Genomic DNA, 19746 nt, shown 5'->3' with positions numbered 1-19746 from the left:
GCTGCAGCGGCACCCGCGAGTGCGGCTGCAGCCGCGGCGGCGTCGGGCACCGACGTGCTGCGATCGCGCGAGGCATTTCGCAGCCGGTCGCGCGAAGACGATCTGAAGTAACGGGGAGCGCAGAACATGAACCGAATCATTGCGCTCGTCGTCGCAATCGTGATCGTTGCCTTCGCGGCATCGTCGACAGTCCTGACCGTCGATCCGCGCCATGCGGCCGTGCTGTCGGGGCGCGATGGCGCGCAGCCCGAACTGGCAGGCCCCGGCATTCATTTCAAATTGCCGCCGCCGCTGCAGACGGCCACGCTGATCGACACGCGCCTGCAATCGCTCGAGTCGTCGGATCCGTTGCAACTGGCAACGGAAGACAAGCACGACCTGCTCGTCGCCTACGCGGTGAAGTACCGGATCAGCGATCCGATGAAGTATTTCACGGCGACCGGGGGCGACCCGTCGGCAGCCGGCGACCGTCTGGCCGGCGCGCTGAAAAGCGCACTCGGTGACGCGTTCGGCAAGCACGCGCTCGACGACGCGCTCGGCGGCCAGCGTGCGATCGCCGACGCGGCGCGCGACGACGTGAAGGCGAAGGCGGCCGGTTTCGGCGTCGACGTGGTCGACGTCCAACTGACGCGCGTCGACTTGCCGGCCGCGCAGACCGACGCCGTTTATCAGCGGATGATCGGCGCGCTGCGCGATCAGGCGGCGCAGGTGCGTGCGCAAGGCGCGGCCGACGTCGAGCAGATCAAGGCGGACGCCGAACGCGAACAGCAGGCCGTGCTCGCGAACGCGTACAAGTCCGCGCAGACGATCAAGGGCGAGGGCGACGCGAAGGCTGCCACGATTGCCGCCGATGCGTTCGGCCGCGATCCGCAGTTCTACCAGTTCTACGCGAGCCTGCAGGCGTACCGGAACACGTTCAAGCGCAACGACATCATCGTCGTCGATCCCGACAGCGAGTTCTTCCGCTTCATGCGCAGCCCGACGGGCGGTGCCGCACCGGCGGCGCCTGCTCCCCGCAAACACTGACCTTGGGGCGCCGCGTCGAGCGGCGCCGTCGCTCGCATGGACCTGGCTGGCTCGTTGTTGCTCGCAGTAGCGCTGATGCTGATCATCGAGGGGGCGTTCCCCTTCGTGTTTCCCGTCGCCTGGCGCGACACGTTTCGTAGAATAGCTGAGCGGCCGCCGCATCATATCCGGATCGGCGGGCTGATCGTGATGGTGCTCGGGCTCATACTGCTGCTGCTCGCGACCTGACCGGGGACCTGATCCAGACGGCGTATCCGCCGTTCGTCCCGCCCGAATTCAGAATTTCCGATTCACATCGCGGCGCGCGTGTCGCGCGCTGTTTCCCGTCGTAGGACCGTACCGATGTCGACCTGGTTACTTCCCGAGAATATCGCCGACGTACTGCCGTCGGAAGCGCGCAAGATCGAGGAGCTGCGCCGCAGGCTGCTCGACCGCTTCCGTTCGTATGGCTACGAAATGGTGATGCCGCCGCTGCTCGAGTATCTCGAGTCGCTGTTGACGAGCGGCGGCGCCGACCTGCGCCTGCGCACCTTCAAGCTGGTCGACCAGCTGTCGGGCCGGACGCTCGGCTTGCGCGCGGACATCACGCCGCAGGTCGCGCGGATCGACGCGCACCTGTTGAACCGCCAGGGCGTGACGCGCCTCTGCTATGCGGGCCACGTGATGCATACGCGTCCGCGCGGCCTGCACGCGACGCGCGAGCAGATCCAGATCGGCGCTGAAATCTACGGGCACGCCGGGCTGGAAGCCGATCTCGAAATCCAGCAACTGATGCTCGACGCGCTGCATCTCGCAGGCCTTTCGCGCATCCGTCTCGACCTCGGCCACGCGGGCGTGCTCGCGGCGCTGCTGGCGCGCGACGCGCAGGCTGCCGAGCGCGGCGAGTCGCTGTACGACGCGCTGTCGGGCAAGGACGTGCCGCTGCTGAACGAGCTCACCGATGATCTCGGCGCCGATACGCGCGCCGCGCTGCGCGCGCTGCCGCACCTCTATGGCGACGCGAGCGTGCTCGCCGAGGCGCGCGCGCGCTTGCCGGTGCTGCCCGAAATCACGCGGGCGCTCGACGATCTGGCGCAGCTTGCAGCGCAGGCGAAGGGTGCCGAGGTGGCGATCGATCTCGGCGACCTGCGTGGCTATGCGTATCACAGCGGTGCGATGTTCAGCGCCTACATCGACGGCGTGCCGAACGCGATCGCGCGGGGCGGCCGTTACGACCACGTCGGTCAGGCGTATGGCCGCGCCCGTCCGGCTACGGGTTTCTCGCTCGATCTGCGCGAGCTCGCGCGGATCTCGCCGGTCGAGGCGCGCGGCACCGCGATTCTCGCGCCGTGGGCGCAGGACGACGCGCTGAGCGCGGCCGTCGCGGCGCTGCGCGATGCAGGCGAGGTCGTGATCCAGGCACTGCCGGGCCACGACCATGTACTCGACGAGTTCGCGTGCGACCGTTCGCTCGTCGAGCGCAACGGCGCATGGGTGGTCGAACCCCGATAAACAGGCGTTCGCGGGACGTGCTTCGGCGTGCATATCGTTGAAGCGAAACGGAAAAATTCGGAATCGCCCGCGAACATAGGTAGAATACGTTTTTAACCAGCTAACGAATCAACATGTCTGCCAGCGCAGTGAACGTGACTCCCGGGCGCAATGTCGTCGTCGTGGGAACGCAATGGGGTGATGAAGGCAAGGGCAAGATCGTCGACTGGCTGACGGACCACGCTCAGGGCGTCGTGCGTTTCCAGGGCGGTCACAACGCCGGCCACACCCTCATCATCGGCGGCAAGAAAACGATCTTGCGCCTCATTCCGTCGGGCATCATGCGTGAAGGCGTCGCCTGCTACATCGGCAACGGCGTCGTCCTGTCCCCCGAAGCACTGTTCAAGGAAATCGGCGAGCTGGAAGAAGCCGGCGTGAACGTGCGCGACCGCCTGTTCATTTCCGAAGCCACGACGCTGATCCTGCCGTACCACATTGCGATCGACCAGGCGCGCGAAGCGCGCAAGGGTGCGGGCAAGATCGGCACGACGGGCCGCGGCATCGGCCCCGCGTACGAAGACAAGGTCGGCCGTCGCGCGCTGCGCGTGCAGGACCTGTTCGACGCGAAGACCTTCGCTGACCGCCTGCGCGAAAACCTCGATTTCCACAACTTCGTGCTGACCCAGTACCTGGGCGGCGCGGCCGTCGATTTCCAGGCCACGCTCGACACGATGCTCGGCTATGCCGACCGCCTGAAGCCGATGGTGGCCGACGTGTCGCGCCGCCTGTACGACGCGAACAATGCGGGCCAGAACCTGCTGTTCGAAGGCGCACAAGGCACGCTGCTCGACATCGATCACGGCACCTATCCGTTCGTCACGTCGAGCAACTGCGTCGCAGGTGCGGCGTCGGCTGGCGCGGGCGTCGGTCCGCAGAAGCTCAACTACATCCTTGGCATCACGAAGGCATATTGCACGCGCGTCGGCTCGGGCCCGTTCCCGAGCGAACTGTACGATGCGGACAATCCGCAGCGTCAGGACCAGGTCGGCGTCACGCTCGCGAACGTCGGCAAGGAATTCGGTTCGGTCACCGGCCGTCCGCGCCGCACGGGCTGGCTCGACGCAGCCGCGCTGCGCCGCTCGATCCAGATCAACGGCGTGTCGGGCCTGTGCATGACGAAGCTCGACGTGCTCGACGGCCTCGACGAAGTCAAGCTGTGCGTCGGCTACAAGATCGACGGCAAGGATGCGGACATCCTGCCGCGCGGTGCCGCTGATGTGGCCCGTTGCGAGCCTGTATACGAAACGTTTGCCGGCTGGAAGGAAAGCACGGTCGGCATCAAGACGTGGGAAGCACTGCCGGCGAACGCGCAGGCTTACCTGACCCGCGTCCAGGAAGTGGCTGGCGTGCCGGTCGACATGGTGTCGACGGGTCCGGACCGCGACGAAACGATTCTGCTCCGCCATCCGTTCAAGGTGTAATTTCCAGATGACGCAGCAAATCACGATGACGGCGGCAGACTTGATGACCGATCCGCGCAACGACGACAAGAACCTGTGGGTAGGTTGGGACGAGTATCACCGTCTCATCGAGCTGCTCGCGCTTCAGGTGCATGCATCGGGTTGGAAGTTCGACCAGATCCTGTGTCTCGCGCGCGGCGGCCTGCGCGTCGGCGATCAACTGTCACGCATCTACGACGTGCCGCTCGCGATTCTCGCGACGAGTTCGTACCGCGAAGCGGCCGGCACGGAGCAGGGCGACCTCGACATCGCGCAGTACATCACGATGACGCGCGGCAACTTGGCGGGCAACGTGCTGCTGGTCGACGATCTCGTCGATTCGGGCGTCACGCTTGCGCGCGTGCAGGAGCATCTGAAGGAGCGCTATCCGTCGGTGACGGCCGTGCGCTCGGCCGTGCTCTGGTACAAGGGTTGCTCGAAGGTCAAGCCGGACTATCACACGCAGTTTCTGCCGACGAATCCGTGGATTCATCAGCCGTTCGAGGAGTGGGACACGGTTCGCCCGCACAACCTCGAGGCGTGGATCAAGCGCGGTCGCGCACAGCGCGACGGTTCGGGCGCGTAAGCGGCCGGCCAATCGAAGGAAAGCCTTGTACGGCGCCGCTTGCGGCGCCGTTTTTCATTGGGGCGCCATACGTATCGGCGCCGCGCGCATCGTGGATCCGGTAGGCAGACGGCGCTGCCCCGGCTATGATTGGCAGCCCTGCCACAGCTCGCGCCGGAATGCATGCGCAGCGTGGATCACGTGGTTACAAGGCAACAGAGCAGGGCGGCGTTTCACGGGGGCGCGAGTAGAATAGCGCTCGTTTTGTCCGACCCGGACCTGATTATTACGCTTCATATGAACGACACGATCCACGCGACCGACGCAGCACACGCGCCGCATTCGACGCAACAACACTCGATGCGGGCGCTAGCGATAGCAGCCATCGGCGTCGTGTTCGGCGACATCGGCACCAGCCCGCTGTATTCGCTCAAGGAGGCGTTCAGCCCCGCACACGGCATTCCGCTCACCGAAGGATCGATTCTCGGCGTGATCTCGCTGCTGTTCTGGGCAATCATCCTGGTGGTCGGCATCAAGTACCTGCTGTTCGTGATGCGGGCGGACAACAACGGCGAAGGCGGCGTGCTCGCGCTGATGGCTTTGTCGTTGCGGCCGCTCGACTCGAAGACCCGCGTCGCGGGCGCGCTGATGGCGCTCGGGATCTTCGGCGCGTGCATGTTCTACGGGGACGCGGTGATCACGCCGGCGATCTCGGTGATGTCGGCGGTCGAAGGCCTCGAAATCGCGACGCCACACCTGTCCCATCTCGTGCTGCCGATCACGATCGTGATCCTGATCGCGCTGTTCTGGATCCAGCGTCACGGCACCGCGCTGGTCGGCAAGCTGTTCGGCCCGATCATGGTGCTGTGGTTCGTCGTGATCGCGGCGCTCGGCGTGTACCACATCGTGCGCGTGCCGGGCATCATGGCGGCCGTCAACCCGTATTACGCGGCGTCGTTCATGGCCGACCACCTGCTGCAGGCGTACGTCGTGCTCGGCTCGGTCGTGCTGGTGCTGACCGGTGCGGAAGCGCTCTACGCGGACATGGGCCACTTCGGCGCGAAGCCGATCCGCATCGCCGCCTACGGGCTCGTGATGCCGTCGCTCGTGCTGAACTACTTCGGCCAGGGCGCGCTGCTGATCCAGAACCCGAAGGCGATCGAGAACCCGTTCTTCCTGCTGGCACCCGAATGGGGGCTGCTGCCGCTCGTCATACTGTCGACGGTCGCAACCGTGATCGCGTCGCAGGCAGTGATCTCGGGCGCGTATTCGCTGACGTCGCAGGCCATCCAGCTCGGCTACGTGCCGCGCATGAAGGTGCTGCATACGTCGGAACTCGCGATCGGCCAGATCTACGTGCCGGTCGTGAACTGGCTGCTGCTGTTCGTGATCCTCTGCATCGTCATCGGCTTCAAGAGCTCCGACAACCTCGCGGCTGCGTACGGTATCGCGGTGACGGCGACGATGGTGATCACGACCGTGCTCGCGGCGGTCGTGATGGTGAAGGTGTGGAACTGGAACCGGCTGCTGGTCGGCGCGATCATCGCGGTGTTCCTCGCGGTCGACCTCGGCTTCTTCGGCGCGAACCTGCTGAAGGTCGCGCAGGGCGGCTGGCTGCCGCTCGGCATCGGCGCGCTGCTGTTCTTCCTGCTGATGACCTGGTACAAGGGGCGTCACATCGTCAAGGAGCGCACGGCGGCCGACGGTATCCCGCTCGAGCCGTTCCTGCAGGGGCTGCTCGCGCATCCGCCGCACCGTGTCTCGGGTACCGCGATCTACCTGACCGGCAACGACAAGCTCGTGCCCGTCAGCCTGCTGCACAACCTGAAGCACAACAAGGTGCTGCACGAGCGAACCATTTTCCTTACGTTCGTCACGCGCGACATTCCTTACGTGCGCGACGACAAGCGCCAGACCTCGCGTGATGCGGGCGGCGGGTTGTATATCGTCAGGGCCGAGTACGGCTTCAACGAGACGCCGGACGTGAAGGCCGTGCTCGAAGAATTCGGCCGCACGCACGACATGACGTTCGAGCTGATGGATACGTCGTTCTTCCTCGCGCGCGAAACGGTCGTGCCGACGCATCTGCCCGGGATGTCGATCTGGCGCGAGCGCGTGTTCGCATGGATGCACCAGAACGCCGCGAAGCCGACCGACTTCTTCTCGATCCCGGCGAACCGCGTGGTCGAACTCGGGACGAAGATCGAAATCTGATCGCGGAGTGGCGCGCGGGCCGTTCAGCCGCGCGCCGCCGAGTCAGGCGAACAGGCAATCAGGCCGCGATCGTCCGCATCGCCGGCCGCGAAAGCAGCCGCATAGCGCTGCGTATCCCGCGCCACCCAATCCAGATAGCCGCGTATCCAGTATCGGCAGCCGTCGACGAGACCGTGCACGCGTGTGTCGGCATGCTGGGTGAGTGCAGCGGCGCACAGGACGAAGTCGGTGATCTCGGTGCGTACACGCTCGGCCGTGTAGTCGACGCTTGCCTGCAGCGTATGGCCGCGCGATGCGTGGATCAGCACCATGTTCCGGAACTGCCCGGGCTGGCGCGCTTCGACGCCGACGCTCTGGATGTCGTTGCTCCAGCAGACGATATGATTCGCGTGCCGGCACAGCGTCTGGATTTCCCGCCGGTGAAACGTATCGGGCGGGACGGCGCCGGCGTTGGCCGCGTCCGCCAGTGCGAGGCACGGATTCATCCCGCTCGTGTGACGCCGGATCGTTTCATACTGTGGCACTGCGACTGGCTCGGCTCTCAGGTGGCCGAGGATCTGCAGCCCGGCGGTGGTCGCCCACAGGCGCATCCCTTGTGCGAAGCGCGCGAAGTGTTCGGCCGACAGGCGCGCGCGCAGGCGCTGACACAGATCGAGCCACGCTCGCTCTCCATAGACAGGTTGGGAGCCGGTACATTCGTAGTCGAGCACATCGATCATCGCGGTCAGATTGCGCAACGTATCAGGGCCGACCGGTTCCACGCGATCGACGAACAGGTCGTCGACGAGAAAGAACCACACGAAATAATCGGCGAGCACCTGCAGCAGGGAAGGATCGGCGTTCGGGTAGCAGCGCGCGGCGAGCCAGCCGTACCGGGTGCGCGCGACGCGTTCCCGGTAGGCGTCGCTGATGAACATGCCGTATGCGTCTGCCCATTCGAGCATGCGCGATTCGATTCGCTCGACGTGCGGTGAACAGGCGCCGGCCCACGGCACATCGAAAACGGGAATGCGCAATGCGGCCAGTTCGGTTTTCAGATTGTCTTCTGTCATGGTTCTCCGATCCATTTTTCGCGAATCCGTCCCGGTTCGCCGGCCACGCGAATACCGGATGCAATACGTCGCGAATCGATTGCAAACAGCGAGTCTGAAAGACGGGAGGGCCGGAAATGCAAGGCGTGCGCGAGGGCTGCTGAGAACCTTGCCGCTGAGCGGAAAGATCGCTGCGTATTCCGGAAGCATCACAATGCTGCCGTTCGCAGATTTATTTTATGTACCGTATGTGAAGCGTCAAGAAAACGTATCTCACAACGCGGATTGTTCAATTCGCCGATTAAACGTGGGTGAATGATGATGAAAACGCGCATATTCGGTTTTCATCGAAAATATTGGAAGTGAGAACGACGACTCAATAAAAAAGCCCGCCGGAAGGCGGGCTTTTTCTATGTCGCGAAAGCTTGCGCGTACTTAGCGCTTCAGCTTCGCGAACGCCGCGGCCATTGCGCCGGCCGGTTCCGGCTCGCGCGAACGCTGCGGGCGAGCCGTGCTGCGCCCCGCGTTGCCGCGATCCTGGCCGCCGCGCGACGACATGCCGGGCGCTGCCGCGTCGTCGTCGAGGCGCATCGTCAGCGCAATGCGCTGGCGCTTCACGTCGACGTCGATCACCTTCACCTTGACGACCTGGCCAGCCTTCACGACCTCATGCGGGTCCTTGATGAACTTCGTCGACATCGCGGATACGTGGACGAGGCCATCCTGGTGGACGCCGATGTCCACGAACGCGCCGAACGCGGCGACGTTCGTCACGACGCCTTCGAGCGTCATGCCCGGCACGAGATCCGACACCTTCTCGACGCCTTCGCGGAACGTCGCGGTCTTGAATTCGGGGCGCGGATCGCGACCCGGCTTCTCCAGTTCGGACAGGATGTCGCGTACCGTCGGCAGGCCAAAACGTTCGTCAACAAATTCCGTCGGGGACAGGCCCGACAGCGCTTCGCGGTTGCCGAGCACGTCGTCGATGCGCTTGCTGATCTTCGCGAGCATCCGCTCGACGACCGGATACGCTTCCGGGTGCACCGACGAGCGGTCGAGCGGATTCTCGCCGCCATTGATGCGCAGGAAGCCGGCTGCCTGTTCGAAGGTCTTGTCGCCGAGGCGCGGCACCTTGCGCAGGTGCTCGCGCGACGGGAACGGGCCGTTCGCATCGCGGTAGTCGACGATGTTGCGCGCGAGCGTCGCGTTCAGGCCCGATACGCGGGCGAGCAGCGGGGCCGACGCGGTGTTCGCGTCGACGCCGACCGCGTTCACGCAGTCCTCGACGACTGCGTCGAGCGAGCGCGCGAGTTCGCGCTGGTTCACGTCGTGCTGGTACTGGCCGACGCCGATGGCCTTCGGCTCGATCTTCACGAGCTCGGCGAGCGGATCCTGCAGGCGGCGTGCAATCGATACGGCACCGCGCAGCGACACGTCGAGTTCCGGGAATTCCTTCGCGGCCAGCTCGGATGCCGAATAGACCGACGCGCCGGCTTCCGACACGACGATCTTCTGCAGGCGCAACTCCGGGTGTTTCGCGATCAGTTCGCTCGCGAGCTTGTCGGTTTCGCGCGACGCGGTGCCGTTGCCGATGCTGATCAGCTCGGCCTGCGTCTGCGCGGCGATGCGTGCGAGTTTCGCGATCGAGCCATCCCAGTCGCGGCGCGGCTCGTGCGGGTAGATCGTGTCGGTCGCGAGCACCTTGCCGGTGCGGTCGACGACTGCGACCTTCACGCCCGTGCGCAGGCCGGGGTCGAGACCGATCACGGCCTTCGGGCCGGCCGGCGCGGCCAGCAGCAGGTCGTTCAGGTTGCGCGCGAACACGCGGATCGCTTCCGTTTCGGCCGTTTCGCGCAGTTGCGTGAGCAGTTCGTTCTCGATGTGCGGCTGCACCTTCACGCGCCAGCACCAGCGGCATACGTCGGACAGCCATTTGTCGGCCGGGCGGTTCTGGTTCGCGATGCCGAAATGGCGCGCGATCATCGCCTCGCCGGGATGCGGCACCTGCGCGTCGAGCTCTTCGCCGAGGCCCAGCTTGACCGTCAGCACGCCCGCGTTGCGGCCGCGGAACAGCGCGAGGGCGCGGTGCGACGGCACGGTCTTGATCGTTTCCGCGTAGTCGTAATAGTCGCGGAATTTCTCGCCTTCCTCGTTTTCCTTGCCCTCGACGACGGCCGACGACACGACGCCCTGGTTGTGCAGGTAGTCGCGCAGCTTGCCGAGCAGCTCGGCCGTCTCGCCGAACTGTTCGGACAGGATGTCGCGCGCGCCGTCGAGTGCGGCCTTCACGTCGGCGACGCCCTTGTCGGCGTCGACGTACGCGGCTGCCTCGGCCTGCGGGTCGAGCAGCGGGTTCGCGAGGAGCGCCTGCGCGAGCGGCTCGAGGCCGGCTTCGCGGGCGATCTGCGCACGCGTGCGGCGCTTCGGCTTGTACGGCAGATAAAGGTCTTCGAGCACCTGCTTGCTGTCGGCCGCATCGATCGCGGCGCGCAGTTCGTCGGTCAGCTTGCCCTGCTCGTCGATGCTCGACAGGATCGTCGCGCGGCGATCCTCGAGTTCGCGCAGATACAGGAGGCGTTCCTCGAGCTGGCGCAACTGCGTGTCGTCCAGGTTGCCGGTCACTTCCTTGCGGTACCGGGCAATGAACGGAACGGTCGAGCCTTCGTCGAGGAGTTGCACGGCCGCCGCGACCTGGCGCGGCTGGACGGACAGTTCGGTGGCGATGCGCTGTACGATCTTGAGTGCTACGGTTTCCGTCATGTCGTGGATGATCTGCCTGCTGAAATCGCGGCGGGGGCCGCCAGGCCCGAAGCGGCGGGCTGCGTGGCAGGCCCGACGGGCCAGATGCCGCGGGTGAGTGAAGCGGGGCATTTTGCCATAAATGGCGGAGCGCCCAGCCGGGGGTGATAGAATTTGACACATGTCCCGCAGCTTTCCTACGACGTTGCCAACTTCCCGAATTTCTCTCGTCGCGCTCGGCGCAGCGCTCGCCGCGGCTTTGTCTGCCGGGCCTTCCGGCGCGTTCGCGCAAGCTTCGGGCGCCACCGCGCCGGCCGCCGCCGCGGCTGCGCCCGTGACGGCCTCGGCCGCACCGGATTTCGACGCCCGTCAAAAAGTGCTCAATCAACGCTCTGCAGAAAACGATTATCGTTATGCGGTGGCCGAGCACGATTGCTACAGCAAGTTCTTCGTCAATCACTGTCTCGGCAAGGCGCGTGACCAGATGCGCGACGAGCGGGCGAGCATCCGCCAGGAGCAGCTCGCGCTCAACGACGAGCAGCGGGCGGTGCGCGCCCAGCAGCGCGACCAGCAGCAGGCGCTGAAGGCTGCGCAGAACGCGGCGGAAGCGCCGCAGCGCGCGGCGAACGACGCGGCGAACGCGGCTGCGTTCCGCGACAAGCAGGAGCAGAATGCTCTGAAGCAGGCGCAGCGCGGCGCGGAAGGGCCGCAGCGCGCGGCGAGCAAGCAGGCATACGACCAGAAGCAGGGCGACTTCCAGCGCAAGCTCGACCAGGCGCACCAGCAGGCCGCGCAGAAGGCGCAGGAGCGGGCGGACAACGCCGCGCGCTACGAGCAGAAGCAGAAGGAAGCCGTGCAGCACAAGGCCGATGTCGAGCAGCGTCAGAAGGAAGCGGCCGAGAAGGCGCAGCAGAAGCAACAGCAGGGGCAGTAACGTGTTGGATTGATCCGGAATCAGTCTCGTGCGCGCTGGCACGCCAGCCGGCGCGCTGCTTCGATGAGGAGGCGCATATGCAAAACCGTCCTACGGAACAGCAGCAGGAATTGCACAACCGTTTGGCTGCATTGCAGGAGCAGCACCAGCAGCTCGCTCGGGAGATCGAGCTGAAGGAAGGACACTCCGACATCGACGACATCACGTTGCACCGCCTGAAAAAAGAAAAGCTGGCGGCCAAGGACAAAATCATTTTGCTGCAATCGCAGCTGGAACCGGATAAGCGCGCCTGAGCGCGGCCTGGCAAGCGCCGGCGCCGCCCGGGCGCTGGACACAGGAACGCTTGCCTTGAATTCACCGCTTGAAGCCACCCCCGATGCCCGGCGAGACGCGTCGTCTGCCGGGCGCGCTCGTGCGCCCGAAGGCACCTTCGAGCTGAGCCGCAAGCGCGTCGACGAACTCGACACGATCTTCGGCGAAGGCGGATTGCTGGCGCGTGCGCTCGACGGCTATCGGCCGCGTATGGCGCAGATCGAGATGGCGCGCGCCGTCGCGTCCGCGATGGAAGCGTCCGCGCGCCGGATGCCCGACCCCGAGATCTTCGAAACCCGCAAGCGGCCGGCGCGTCGCCTCGGCGACGGCGACAAGGCGGCCGAGCCGGGCGCGGACGCCGCCGCAACCGAGCCCGACAGCGATGCCGGCGACAACACGCTGATCGTCGAGGCCGGTACGGGTACCGGCAAGACCTATGCGTACCTCGTGCCCGCGATGCTGTGGGGCGGCAAGGTGATCGTATCGACCGGCACGAAACACCTGCAGGACCAGTTGTTCGCGCGCGACATCCCGACCGTGCGCAACGCGCTGGCGGTACCGGTGTCGGTCGCGATGCTGAAGGGCCGTGCAAACTACCTGTGCCACTACTACCTGCAACGCACGGCCGACAACGGCCGGTTGCCGTCGCGGCAGGATACGGCCTATCTGCAGGAAATCGTCCGTTTCGCAAAGATTACGAAGAGCGGCGACAAGGCCGAACTCGCGAGCGTGCCGGAAACGGCGCCCGTGTGGTCGATGGTCACGTCGACGCGTGACAACTGCCTCGGCCAGGAATGCCCGCATTACAAGGATTGCTTCGTGATGCAGGCGCGGCGCGAGGCGCAGCAGGCCGACGTCGTCGTCGTCAACCACCACCTGTTCTTCGCGGACATCATGCTGCGCGATACGGGGATGGCCGAGCTGCTGCCCAACGCGAACACGGTCATCTTCGACGAGGCGCACCAGTTGCCGGAAACGGCGACGCTGTTCTTCGGCGAGACGCTGTCGACGACGCAGATTCTCGAGCTCGCCCGCGACACGGTGGCGGAAGGCCTGAGCCATGCACGCGACGCGGTCGAGTGGGTGAAGCTCGGCGGCGATCTCGAGCGCGCGGCGCGCGACTTGCGCCTGGCGTTCGCGAACGACCAGATCGTCCGCATGTCGCTCGCCCAGCTCGGCGACGATCACCCGATGTTCGGCGCGCTCGACGCACTCGAGGCTGCGCTCGACGCGCTGGCGTCGGCGCTTGCCAGCCAGGCCGAACGGGCGGAATCGCTCGGCGCGTGCCTGCGGCGCGCACGCGAGCTGCAGGACCTGCTGGCCGGCTGGGTCGCACCCGGCGCGACGGAAGCAGCGGCGAAGGCCGACGCAACGGCAGCCGGCGACAAGGCGGCATCCGACGGCGATCCGAACGAGAAGGTGCGCTGGGTCGAAGTGTTCGCACATACGGTCCAGCTGCACGAAACGCCGCTGTCGGTCGCGCCGATCTTTGCCAAGCAGCGCGCCGGCGTGCCGCGTGCATGGGTGTTCACGTCGGCCACGCTGTCGGTGCGCGGCGATTTCACGCACTATGCGGCGCAGATGGGCCTCAGCTCGCGTCGCTCGATGACGCTCGCAAGCCCGTTCGACTACCAGTCGCAAGGGCTGCTGTACGTGCCGCGCAACCTGCCGCAACCGTCTTCGCCGGCGTTTACGGATGCCGTCTTCGACGCCGCGCTGCCGGCGATCGAGGCGTCCGGCGGCGGCGTGTTCATGCTGTGCACGACGCTGCGCGCGGTCGATCGGATCGCATCGAAGCTGCGTGACGTGATCGAATCGCGCGGCTGGAACACGCCGCTGCTCGTGCAGGGCGATGCAAGCCGCACCGAACTGCTCGACCGTTTCCGTGCGTATGGCAACGCGATCCTGGTCGGCAGCCAGAGTTTCTGGGAAGGCGTCGACGTGCGCGGCGACGCGCTGTCGCTCGTCGTGATCGACAAGCTGCCGTTTGCGCCGCCGGACGATCCGGTGCTGGCCGCGCGGCTCGACGCGCTGACGAAGAAGGGGCTGAGCCCGTTCGCCGTGCACCAGTTGCCGCAGGCCGTGATCACGCTGAAGCAGGGCGCGGGCCGGCTGATTCGCGCGGAGACGGATCGCGGCGTGCTGATGATCTGCGATACGCGGCTCGTCGACAAACCCTACGGGCGCCGAATCTGGCAGAGCCTGCCGCCGTTCAAGCGGACCCGCGAGATCGCGGTCGTCGAGGACTTCTTCGACGAGCACCGTTCGGCAAAGCGCACGTGACGGGCCGCGCGGCGATCGTCGCGCGATCGCACTGGCGCCGCCTGAGTGCGGCGCCAATAAAAAACCCGGCTCGATGGCCGGGTTTTTTGTTCGTGCAGCGCGTGCTGCACGGTGCTTTGGTCAGAACTGCCACCACGACTTCTTCGCGCCGGGGCGCGAGTGACCCGTGACGTACGGGCTGTCGGGGAACGTGCCGGCGAGCACGCGCTTCGTGTCCTCGGCGAGTTGCGGCTGGTTCAGCTTGCCGTACGACAGGATCATGATGTGCAGCGCGTCCTCGATCGCCGGGGCGCCCTTGTAGTCCTTGATCGCGAGCTGCGCACGGTTGATGGCCGCGACGTAGGCGCCGCGCCGGTAGTAGTAGTCGGCCGCGTGCACTTCGTGCGATGCGAGCGCGTTGACGATGTAGCGCATCCGCGCGGCGGCGTCGGGCGCGTACTTGCTCTTCGGGAAGCGGTCGACGACGACCTTGAACGCATCGTACGATTCGCGCAGTGCCTGCGGATCGCGCTCGCTCATGTCCTGGCCGGAGAAGCGGCCGAACAGGCCCAGATCGTCGTTGAAGTGGATCATCCCCTTCAGGTAGTACGCGTACGGGATATCCGGATGATCGGGGTGGAGCTGGATGAAGCGATCGACGGCCTGGTCGGCGGCGGCCGCTTCGTTATCCTTCCAGTTGCAGTACGCAACGTTGATCTGCGCCTGTTGCGCGAAATGGCCGAACGGATCGCGGCCTTGCAGCGATTCGAAATATTTCGCGCACTTGCCCCAGTCGCCTCCGGACAGTGCGTCCTGGGCCTCTGAGTATAATTTGTTGTTCGACCAGGTAGCCGTCTCGTCCTGCTTCTGCGGCAAGCCGTGGCAGCCGGCGATGAGGGCCACGGCCGCTACCGCCGCAGCCCGGGCGGCGACGGTTCTGGCCGTGCGTTTGGTCGAATTCATCATGCTCGCATGTCCTAGCTTCAAGTCTCGGTGACCCAGTCTAAATGACCCGTTCAAGTTCGCAGAATGCCCAGCCGGGCACACCAAATCGCGAAGATTATAGCCCAAGCGATCGGCCCGCCGACGCTGCCTCGGGGGATTCCCTCGATGACGATCTGACCGGCGACGCAATGCAGCCGCCCGTCGTGCCGTCCGCAGCGGTCGATGAAGCGCCGCGCGTCGTCGAAGTGCCGATGTCGCTCGCGGGCGAACGCCTCGACAAGGCGCTCGCCCAACTGTTCCCCGAATTCTCGCGCAGCCGCCTGCAGAGCTGGATCGAGGCGCAGCGCGTGCTCGTCGACGGCGCGCCGGCGAAGATCCGCCAGCCGGTGCCGCTCGGCGCGAAGATCGAGCTCGTGCCCGACCTGCTCCCCGAGCAGCTCGCCTTTACGCCGGAGCCGGTGCCGCTCGACGTGATCTACGAGGACGACGCGCTCGTGGTCATCAACAAGCCGGCCGGCGTCGTCGTGCATCCGGCCGCCGGCAACTGGAGCGGCACGATCCTCAACGGGCTGCTGCATCGCTATGGCGACGCGGCGGCCGGCCTGCCGCGCGCAGGGATCGTCCACCGGCTCGACAAGGAAACGTCGGGCCTGATGGTGGTGGCGCGCACGCTGGCCGCGCAGACGGACCTCGTGCGCCAGTTGCAGGCCCGCACGGTGAAGCGCCGCTATTTCGCGCTGGTGTGGGGCACGATGCCCGAGGAAGGCACGATCGACGCGCCGATCGGCCGCGATCCGCGTGAACGCACGCGCATGGCCGTCGTCACGGGCGCATCGGGCAAGCCCGCGCGCACGCATTTCCGCACGGTTGACACATGCCTGTGGCAACGTCAGCCAGTTTCGGCGATCCAGTGCGATCTCGAGACCGGTCGCACGCACCAGATCCGCGTGCACTGCGCGCATGCTGGACATCCGCTGCTCGGCGATCCCGTGTACGGCCGTGCGCGCGGCAAGCGCTCGGTCACGCCGCTGCCGGACGGGTTCGCGCGACAGGCGCTGCATGCATGGCGGCTCGGTCTCGTGCATCCGGTCACCGGCAAGGCGATGCAATGGCGCTGCCCGCTGCCGGACGACATGAACACACTGGTCGCGGCGCTCGGCTTCGGGCAGGGCGACGAGGAATTCGACGACGATGACGGTGTCTACGACGATGACGATTTCGGCGGCGAGTATCACGATGACGAGCCTTACCTGGACGATGAGGAGGAGTGAGTGCCGATGACGAACCTGGCGCCGATGACGTGGCAGGACTGCGTACAGCCCGACTGGCAGGTGTCGCCGCGCGTGCGCGCGCTGATCACGACGCGCGACGGCGGGCTGAGCGAAGGCCCGTACGGGCGCTGGCAGGGCGGTGACGCGCTGCCGGGCGGGATGAATCTCGGCCTCCATACCGGTGACGACCCGGCCCATGTCGCCGGGAATCGCGCGCGCTTGCTGGCGCTGGCAGGCCAGTCGAGTGCTGCGTGGCTCGAGCAGGTTCACGGTGCGCAGATCGTGCGTGCGGACGAGGTGATCGCGGCGGCGCCCGCGGCTACGGCGCCGGTGCAGGCCGACGCGAGCGTCACCGGCTGGACGGGGGCCGTCTGCGTCGTGATGGTCGCGGATTGCCTGCCCGTGCTGCTGTGCGACTCGCAGGGTCGCGCAGTCGGCGCCGCACATGCGGGCTGGCGCGGGTTGGCGGCCGGCATCGTCGAGCAGACCGCTGCGCGTGTCGCGGAACTCGCGGGCGGTGCGACGGACGCGCTCCATGCGTACCTCGGGCCGGCGATCGGCCCGCAGGCGTTCGAAGTCGGCGCCGACGTGCGCGACGCGTTTCTCGACACGGCCCCGCAGTCGGAGCATGATGAAACCCGGCTGGCGTTCGTCGCGATCGATGGTGCGCCGGGCAAGTTTCTTGCGAATCTCTATGCGCTTGCGCGCCTGCGCCTCGCGCGTGCGGGCGTCGCGCACGTGAGCGGCGGGACGGCCTGCACGGTCACCGAACAGGATCGCTTCTATTCGTACCGGCGCGATCGCGTGACGGGCCGCATGGCGGCAGCGATCTGGCTGGCCGATTGACGAGATGCGCATGCACGCAGGATTTGCTGCGCCGCAAAATCGGGTTATCTCGATATTTTGGCGGCCATGCCGCGCTGCATGCGCGATTGAATGAAAAATCCCGCAGTCAAGTCAATCAAAATGTTTTATGTTTCGCCGGAACCCTTGTCCCGTCTGTTGTGCGAGGATTATCTCCGTACGGAAATGTTCAGCGGTTTGACATGGCGCTTCACATGGGGAAAACGATAATGATAAAAATACCGCACTGCGGCAGAATCTGGAGACGCCTCTCCAGAGCATGACGGCCCGGCTCGCAGCCGGCATGCCGCGCGCGAGCAGGATTTCACGATAGACGCTCACGAATCACCGGTAAGGCAGGTAATGACAGCATCGAAAAAATCGTCGACGTCCGCTCAGGCGGGCACTTCCACGGGCAGCATTGGTTTCGATCCGGCCGCCCAGCCGATGCAGCAGATGTTCGAGTCGTGGTTGAACGCGTGGCGCGGTTTTGCAGATCCGGCACGCGCCGCGACTGCGTCGGCCACCGTGAATCCGTTCGCGACATTCCAGTTTCCGACATCGTTTCCGTTCCAGATGCCGTCGATGCCCGATTTCGGCGCGATGGCGTCGCCGTTCGCCGGGTTGAAGCTGCCGGCCGCCGCGATTCCGCCCGAGCGGCTGCAGGCGCTGCAGGCCGACTACGCGCGCGATTGCATGGCGCTGATGCAGCAGGCCGCCGCCGCGAAGCTCGAGTCGCCCGAACTGAAGGACCGCCGTTTCAGCGGCGATGCGTGGAAGGCGTCGCCGGCGCATGCGTTCGCGGCAGCCTGGTATCTGCTCAACGCGCGCTACCTGCAGGAACTGGCCGACTCGCTGCAGACCGATCCGAAGACGCGCGAGCGCATTCGTTTCACGGTCCAGCAGTGGACGGCCGCGGCCGCGCCGAGCAACTTCCTCGCACTCAATCCCGACGCACAGAAATCGATCCTCGAAACGCAGGGCGAAAGCCTGCGGCAAGGGATGATGAACCTGCTCGGCGACATGCAGCGCGGCAAGATTTCGCAGACCGACGAATCGCAGTTCGTGGTCGGCAAGAATCTCGGGTGTACTGAAGGCGCGGTGGTCTATGAGAACGACCTGATCCAGCTGATCCAGTACACGCCGAAGACCGACAAGGTGTTCGAGCGGCCGCTGCTGATCGTGCCGCCTTGCATCAACAAGTTCTACATCCTCGACCTGCAGCCCGAGAATTCGCTCGTCGCGCATGCGCTGTCGAACGGCCATCAGGTGTTCCTCGTATCGTGGCGCAACGCGGACGCATCGGTCGCGCACAAGACGTGGGACGACTACATGAACGAAGGGCTGCTCGCGGCGATCGACGCCGTGCAGCAGGTCAGTGGCCGCGAACAGATCAACACGCTCGGCTTCTGCGTCGGCGGCACGATGCTCGCGACCGCGCTCGCGGTGCTGGCCGCACGCGGCGAACATCCGGCCGCGTCGATGACGCTGCTCACCGCGATGCTCGATTTCACCGATACCGGCATTCTCGACGTGTTCGTCGACGAGGCGCACGTGCAGATGCGCGAGCAGACCATCGGCGGCAAGAACGGCACGCAGCCGGGGCTGATGCGCGGCGTCGAATTCGCGAACACGTTCTCGTTCCTGCGGCCGAACGACCTCGTGTGGAACTACGTCGTCGACAACTACCTGAAGGGCCGCACGCCGGCGCCGTTCGACCTGCTGTACTGGAACAGCGATTCGACGAGCCTGCCGGGCCCGATGTACGCGTGGTACCTGCGCAATACCTATCTCGAGAACAAGCTGCGCGAACCGGGCGCGCTGACCGTGTGCGGCGAATCGGTCGACCTGACGCTGATCGATGTCCCGACCTTCATCTACGGCTCGCGCGAGGATCACATCGTGCCGTGGCAGACGGCCTACGCGTCGACCTCGATCCTGTCGGGCCCGCTGAAGTTCGTGCTCGGCGCGTCGGGGCACATCGCGGGCGTGATCAATCCGCCGGCGAAGAAGAAGCGCAGCTACTGGGTCAACGACAGCGACCTGCCCGAATCGGCGGACGACTGGTTCGCCGGTGCAACCGAGCAACCGGGCAGCTGGTGGACGACCTGGGTCGAATGGCTCGACCAGTACGGCGGCCGCAAGGTGGAGCCGCCCGTCCAGCCCGGCACCGCGCAGTTCCCGGTGATCGAGCCGGCGCCGGGCCGCTACGTGTTGCAGCGCGATTGACGAAAGCCGGGCAGCGGCGCAGGCTGTCCGGTGCACCGCAGTTTTTTTAACAGGGCCGGTAGCGATGCGCCGTGTCGTGCGGGCCTGGAGGAAAGGGAAATGACGGACGTAGTGATCGTATCGGCCGCGCGGACCGCGGTCGGCAAATTCGGCGGTTCGCTTGCGAAGATTGCGGCGCCCGAGCTGGGCGCGACGGTGATCCGCGCGGTGCTGGAGCGTGCGGGCGTGAAGCCCGATCAGGTCAGCGAAGTGATCATGGGCCAGGTGCTGACGGCCGGTTCCGGGCAGAACCCGGCGCGCCAGTCGCTGATCAAGGCCGGGCTGCCGACGGCAGTGCCGGGGATGACGATCAACAAGGTGTGCGGCTCGGGCCTGAAGGCCGTGATGCTGGCGGCGAACGCGATCG

The 19746-nt window shown here is 66.0% G+C and carries 15 protein-coding genes and 1 pseudogene; 13 read left to right on the top strand and 3 right to left on the bottom strand.

Translation table 11 applies throughout. The features are described from left to right. The first annotated feature begins 126 nt into the window (after nt 1-126). The 6 genes from hflC to G3N93_RS15330 all read left to right on the top strand — a co-directional run bounded on the left by hflC (nt 127) and on the right by G3N93_RS15330 (nt 6774). Nucleotides 127-1026, top strand: coding sequence for a protease modulator HflC (gene hflC / locus G3N93_RS15355; RefSeq protein ID WP_206123845.1), 900 nt, complete (start codon nt 127-129; stop codon nt 1024-1026). Between the two features lie 36 nt (nt 1027-1062). Then, the gene (locus G3N93_RS15350) at nt 1063-1254 is read left to right on the top strand and encodes a DUF2065 domain-containing protein (protein WP_011352254.1); all 192 of its coding nucleotides are present in this window, start codon (nt 1063-1065) and stop codon (nt 1252-1254) included. Nucleotides 1255-1368: 114 nt separating this feature from the next. Continuing rightward, nucleotides 1369-2517: an ATP phosphoribosyltransferase regulatory subunit gene (locus G3N93_RS15345; protein WP_089440226.1), complete on the top strand. Its 1149-nt coding sequence runs from the start codon at nt 1369-1371 to the stop codon at nt 2515-2517. Between the two features lie 113 nt (nt 2518-2630). Further along, the gene (locus tag G3N93_RS15340; protein WP_011352252.1) at nt 2631-3977 is read left to right on the top strand and encodes an adenylosuccinate synthase; all 1347 of its coding nucleotides are present in this window, start codon (nt 2631-2633) and stop codon (nt 3975-3977) included. A gap of 7 nt (nt 3978-3984) precedes the next feature. Further along, nucleotides 3985-4581 (top strand): phosphoribosyltransferase, encoded by a 597-nt coding sequence (locus G3N93_RS15335; RefSeq protein ID WP_011352251.1) that lies wholly within the window; start codon nt 3985-3987, stop codon nt 4579-4581. Nucleotides 4582-4857: 276 nt separating this feature from the next. Beyond that, on the top strand, nt 4858-6774 hold the full coding sequence (locus G3N93_RS15330) for a potassium transporter Kup (RefSeq protein WP_174941073.1): 1917 nt from the start codon (nt 4858-4860) through the stop codon (nt 6772-6774). A gap of 23 nt (nt 6775-6797) precedes the next feature. Here G3N93_RS15330 and G3N93_RS15325 read toward each other — a convergent pair whose 3' ends face one another. Both G3N93_RS15325 and G3N93_RS15320 read right to left on the bottom strand, forming a co-directional pair. Next, entirely contained in the window at nt 6798-7826 is a 1029-nt protein-coding gene (locus tag G3N93_RS15325) for a hypothetical protein (RefSeq protein WP_206123844.1), read from the bottom strand. Nucleotides 7827-8240: 414 nt separating this feature from the next. Continuing rightward, on the bottom strand, nt 8241-10565 hold the full coding sequence (locus G3N93_RS15320; RefSeq protein ID WP_206133405.1) for a Tex family protein: 2325 nt from the start codon (nt 10563-10565) through the stop codon (nt 8241-8243). Nucleotides 10566-10725: 160 nt separating this feature from the next. On the opposite strand from G3N93_RS15320, the gene G3N93_RS15315 reads away from it, so the two are divergent. From G3N93_RS15315 to G3N93_RS15305, 3 genes are all read left to right on the top strand, one after another. Continuing rightward, on the top strand, nt 10726-11478 hold the full coding sequence (locus G3N93_RS15315; RefSeq protein ID WP_206133404.1) for a hypothetical protein: 753 nt from the start codon (nt 10726-10728) through the stop codon (nt 11476-11478). Nucleotides 11479-11555: 77 nt separating this feature from the next. Then, a complete protein-coding gene (locus tag G3N93_RS15310) occupies nt 11556-11771 on the top strand; it encodes a YdcH family protein (protein ID WP_006755091.1) in 216 nt (71 codons plus the stop codon). 55 nt (nt 11772-11826) lie between these two features. Then, entirely contained in the window at nt 11827-14073 is a 2247-nt protein-coding gene (locus tag G3N93_RS15305; RefSeq protein WP_174946404.1) for an ATP-dependent DNA helicase, read from the top strand. Between the two features lie 120 nt (nt 14074-14193). On the opposite strand, the gene G3N93_RS15300 is transcribed toward G3N93_RS15305, so the two are convergent. Further along, nucleotides 14194-15018 carry an outer membrane protein assembly factor BamD gene (locus G3N93_RS15300; protein ID WP_174941063.1) on the bottom strand — a complete coding sequence of 275 codons (825 nt, stop codon included), beginning with the start codon at nt 15016-15018 and terminating at the stop codon, nt 14194-14196. 41 nt (nt 15019-15059) lie between these two features. On the opposite strand from G3N93_RS15300, the gene G3N93_RS15295 reads away from it, so the two are divergent. The 4 genes and pseudogenes from G3N93_RS15295 to G3N93_RS15280 all read left to right on the top strand — a co-directional run. Next, the gene (locus tag G3N93_RS15295; protein WP_174941061.1) at nt 15060-16268 is read left to right on the top strand and encodes an RluA family pseudouridine synthase; all 1209 of its coding nucleotides are present in this window, start codon (nt 15060-15062) and stop codon (nt 16266-16268) included. 6 nt (nt 16269-16274) lie between these two features. Continuing rightward, the gene (gene pgeF, locus G3N93_RS15290) at nt 16275-17114 is read left to right on the top strand and encodes a peptidoglycan editing factor PgeF (RefSeq protein ID WP_206133403.1); all 840 of its coding nucleotides are present in this window, start codon (nt 16275-16277) and stop codon (nt 17112-17114) included. Nucleotides 17115-17474: 360 nt separating this feature from the next. After that, entirely contained in the window at nt 17475-19340 is a 1866-nt protein-coding gene (locus G3N93_RS15285) for an alpha/beta hydrolase (protein WP_174941057.1), read from the top strand. Between the two features lie 99 nt (nt 19341-19439). Beyond that, nucleotides 19440-19746: pseudogene (locus G3N93_RS15280) on the top strand (acetyl-CoA C-acetyltransferase); the annotation flags it as partial.

The sequence above is a fragment of the Burkholderia sp. Se-20378 genome (assembly GCF_017104665.1).
Lineage (GTDB): Bacteria > Pseudomonadota > Gammaproteobacteria > Burkholderiales > Burkholderiaceae > Burkholderia > Burkholderia lata.
Note: the sequence above shows the minus strand (reverse complement) of the source record. Positions and strands in the feature narration are given on the sequence as shown.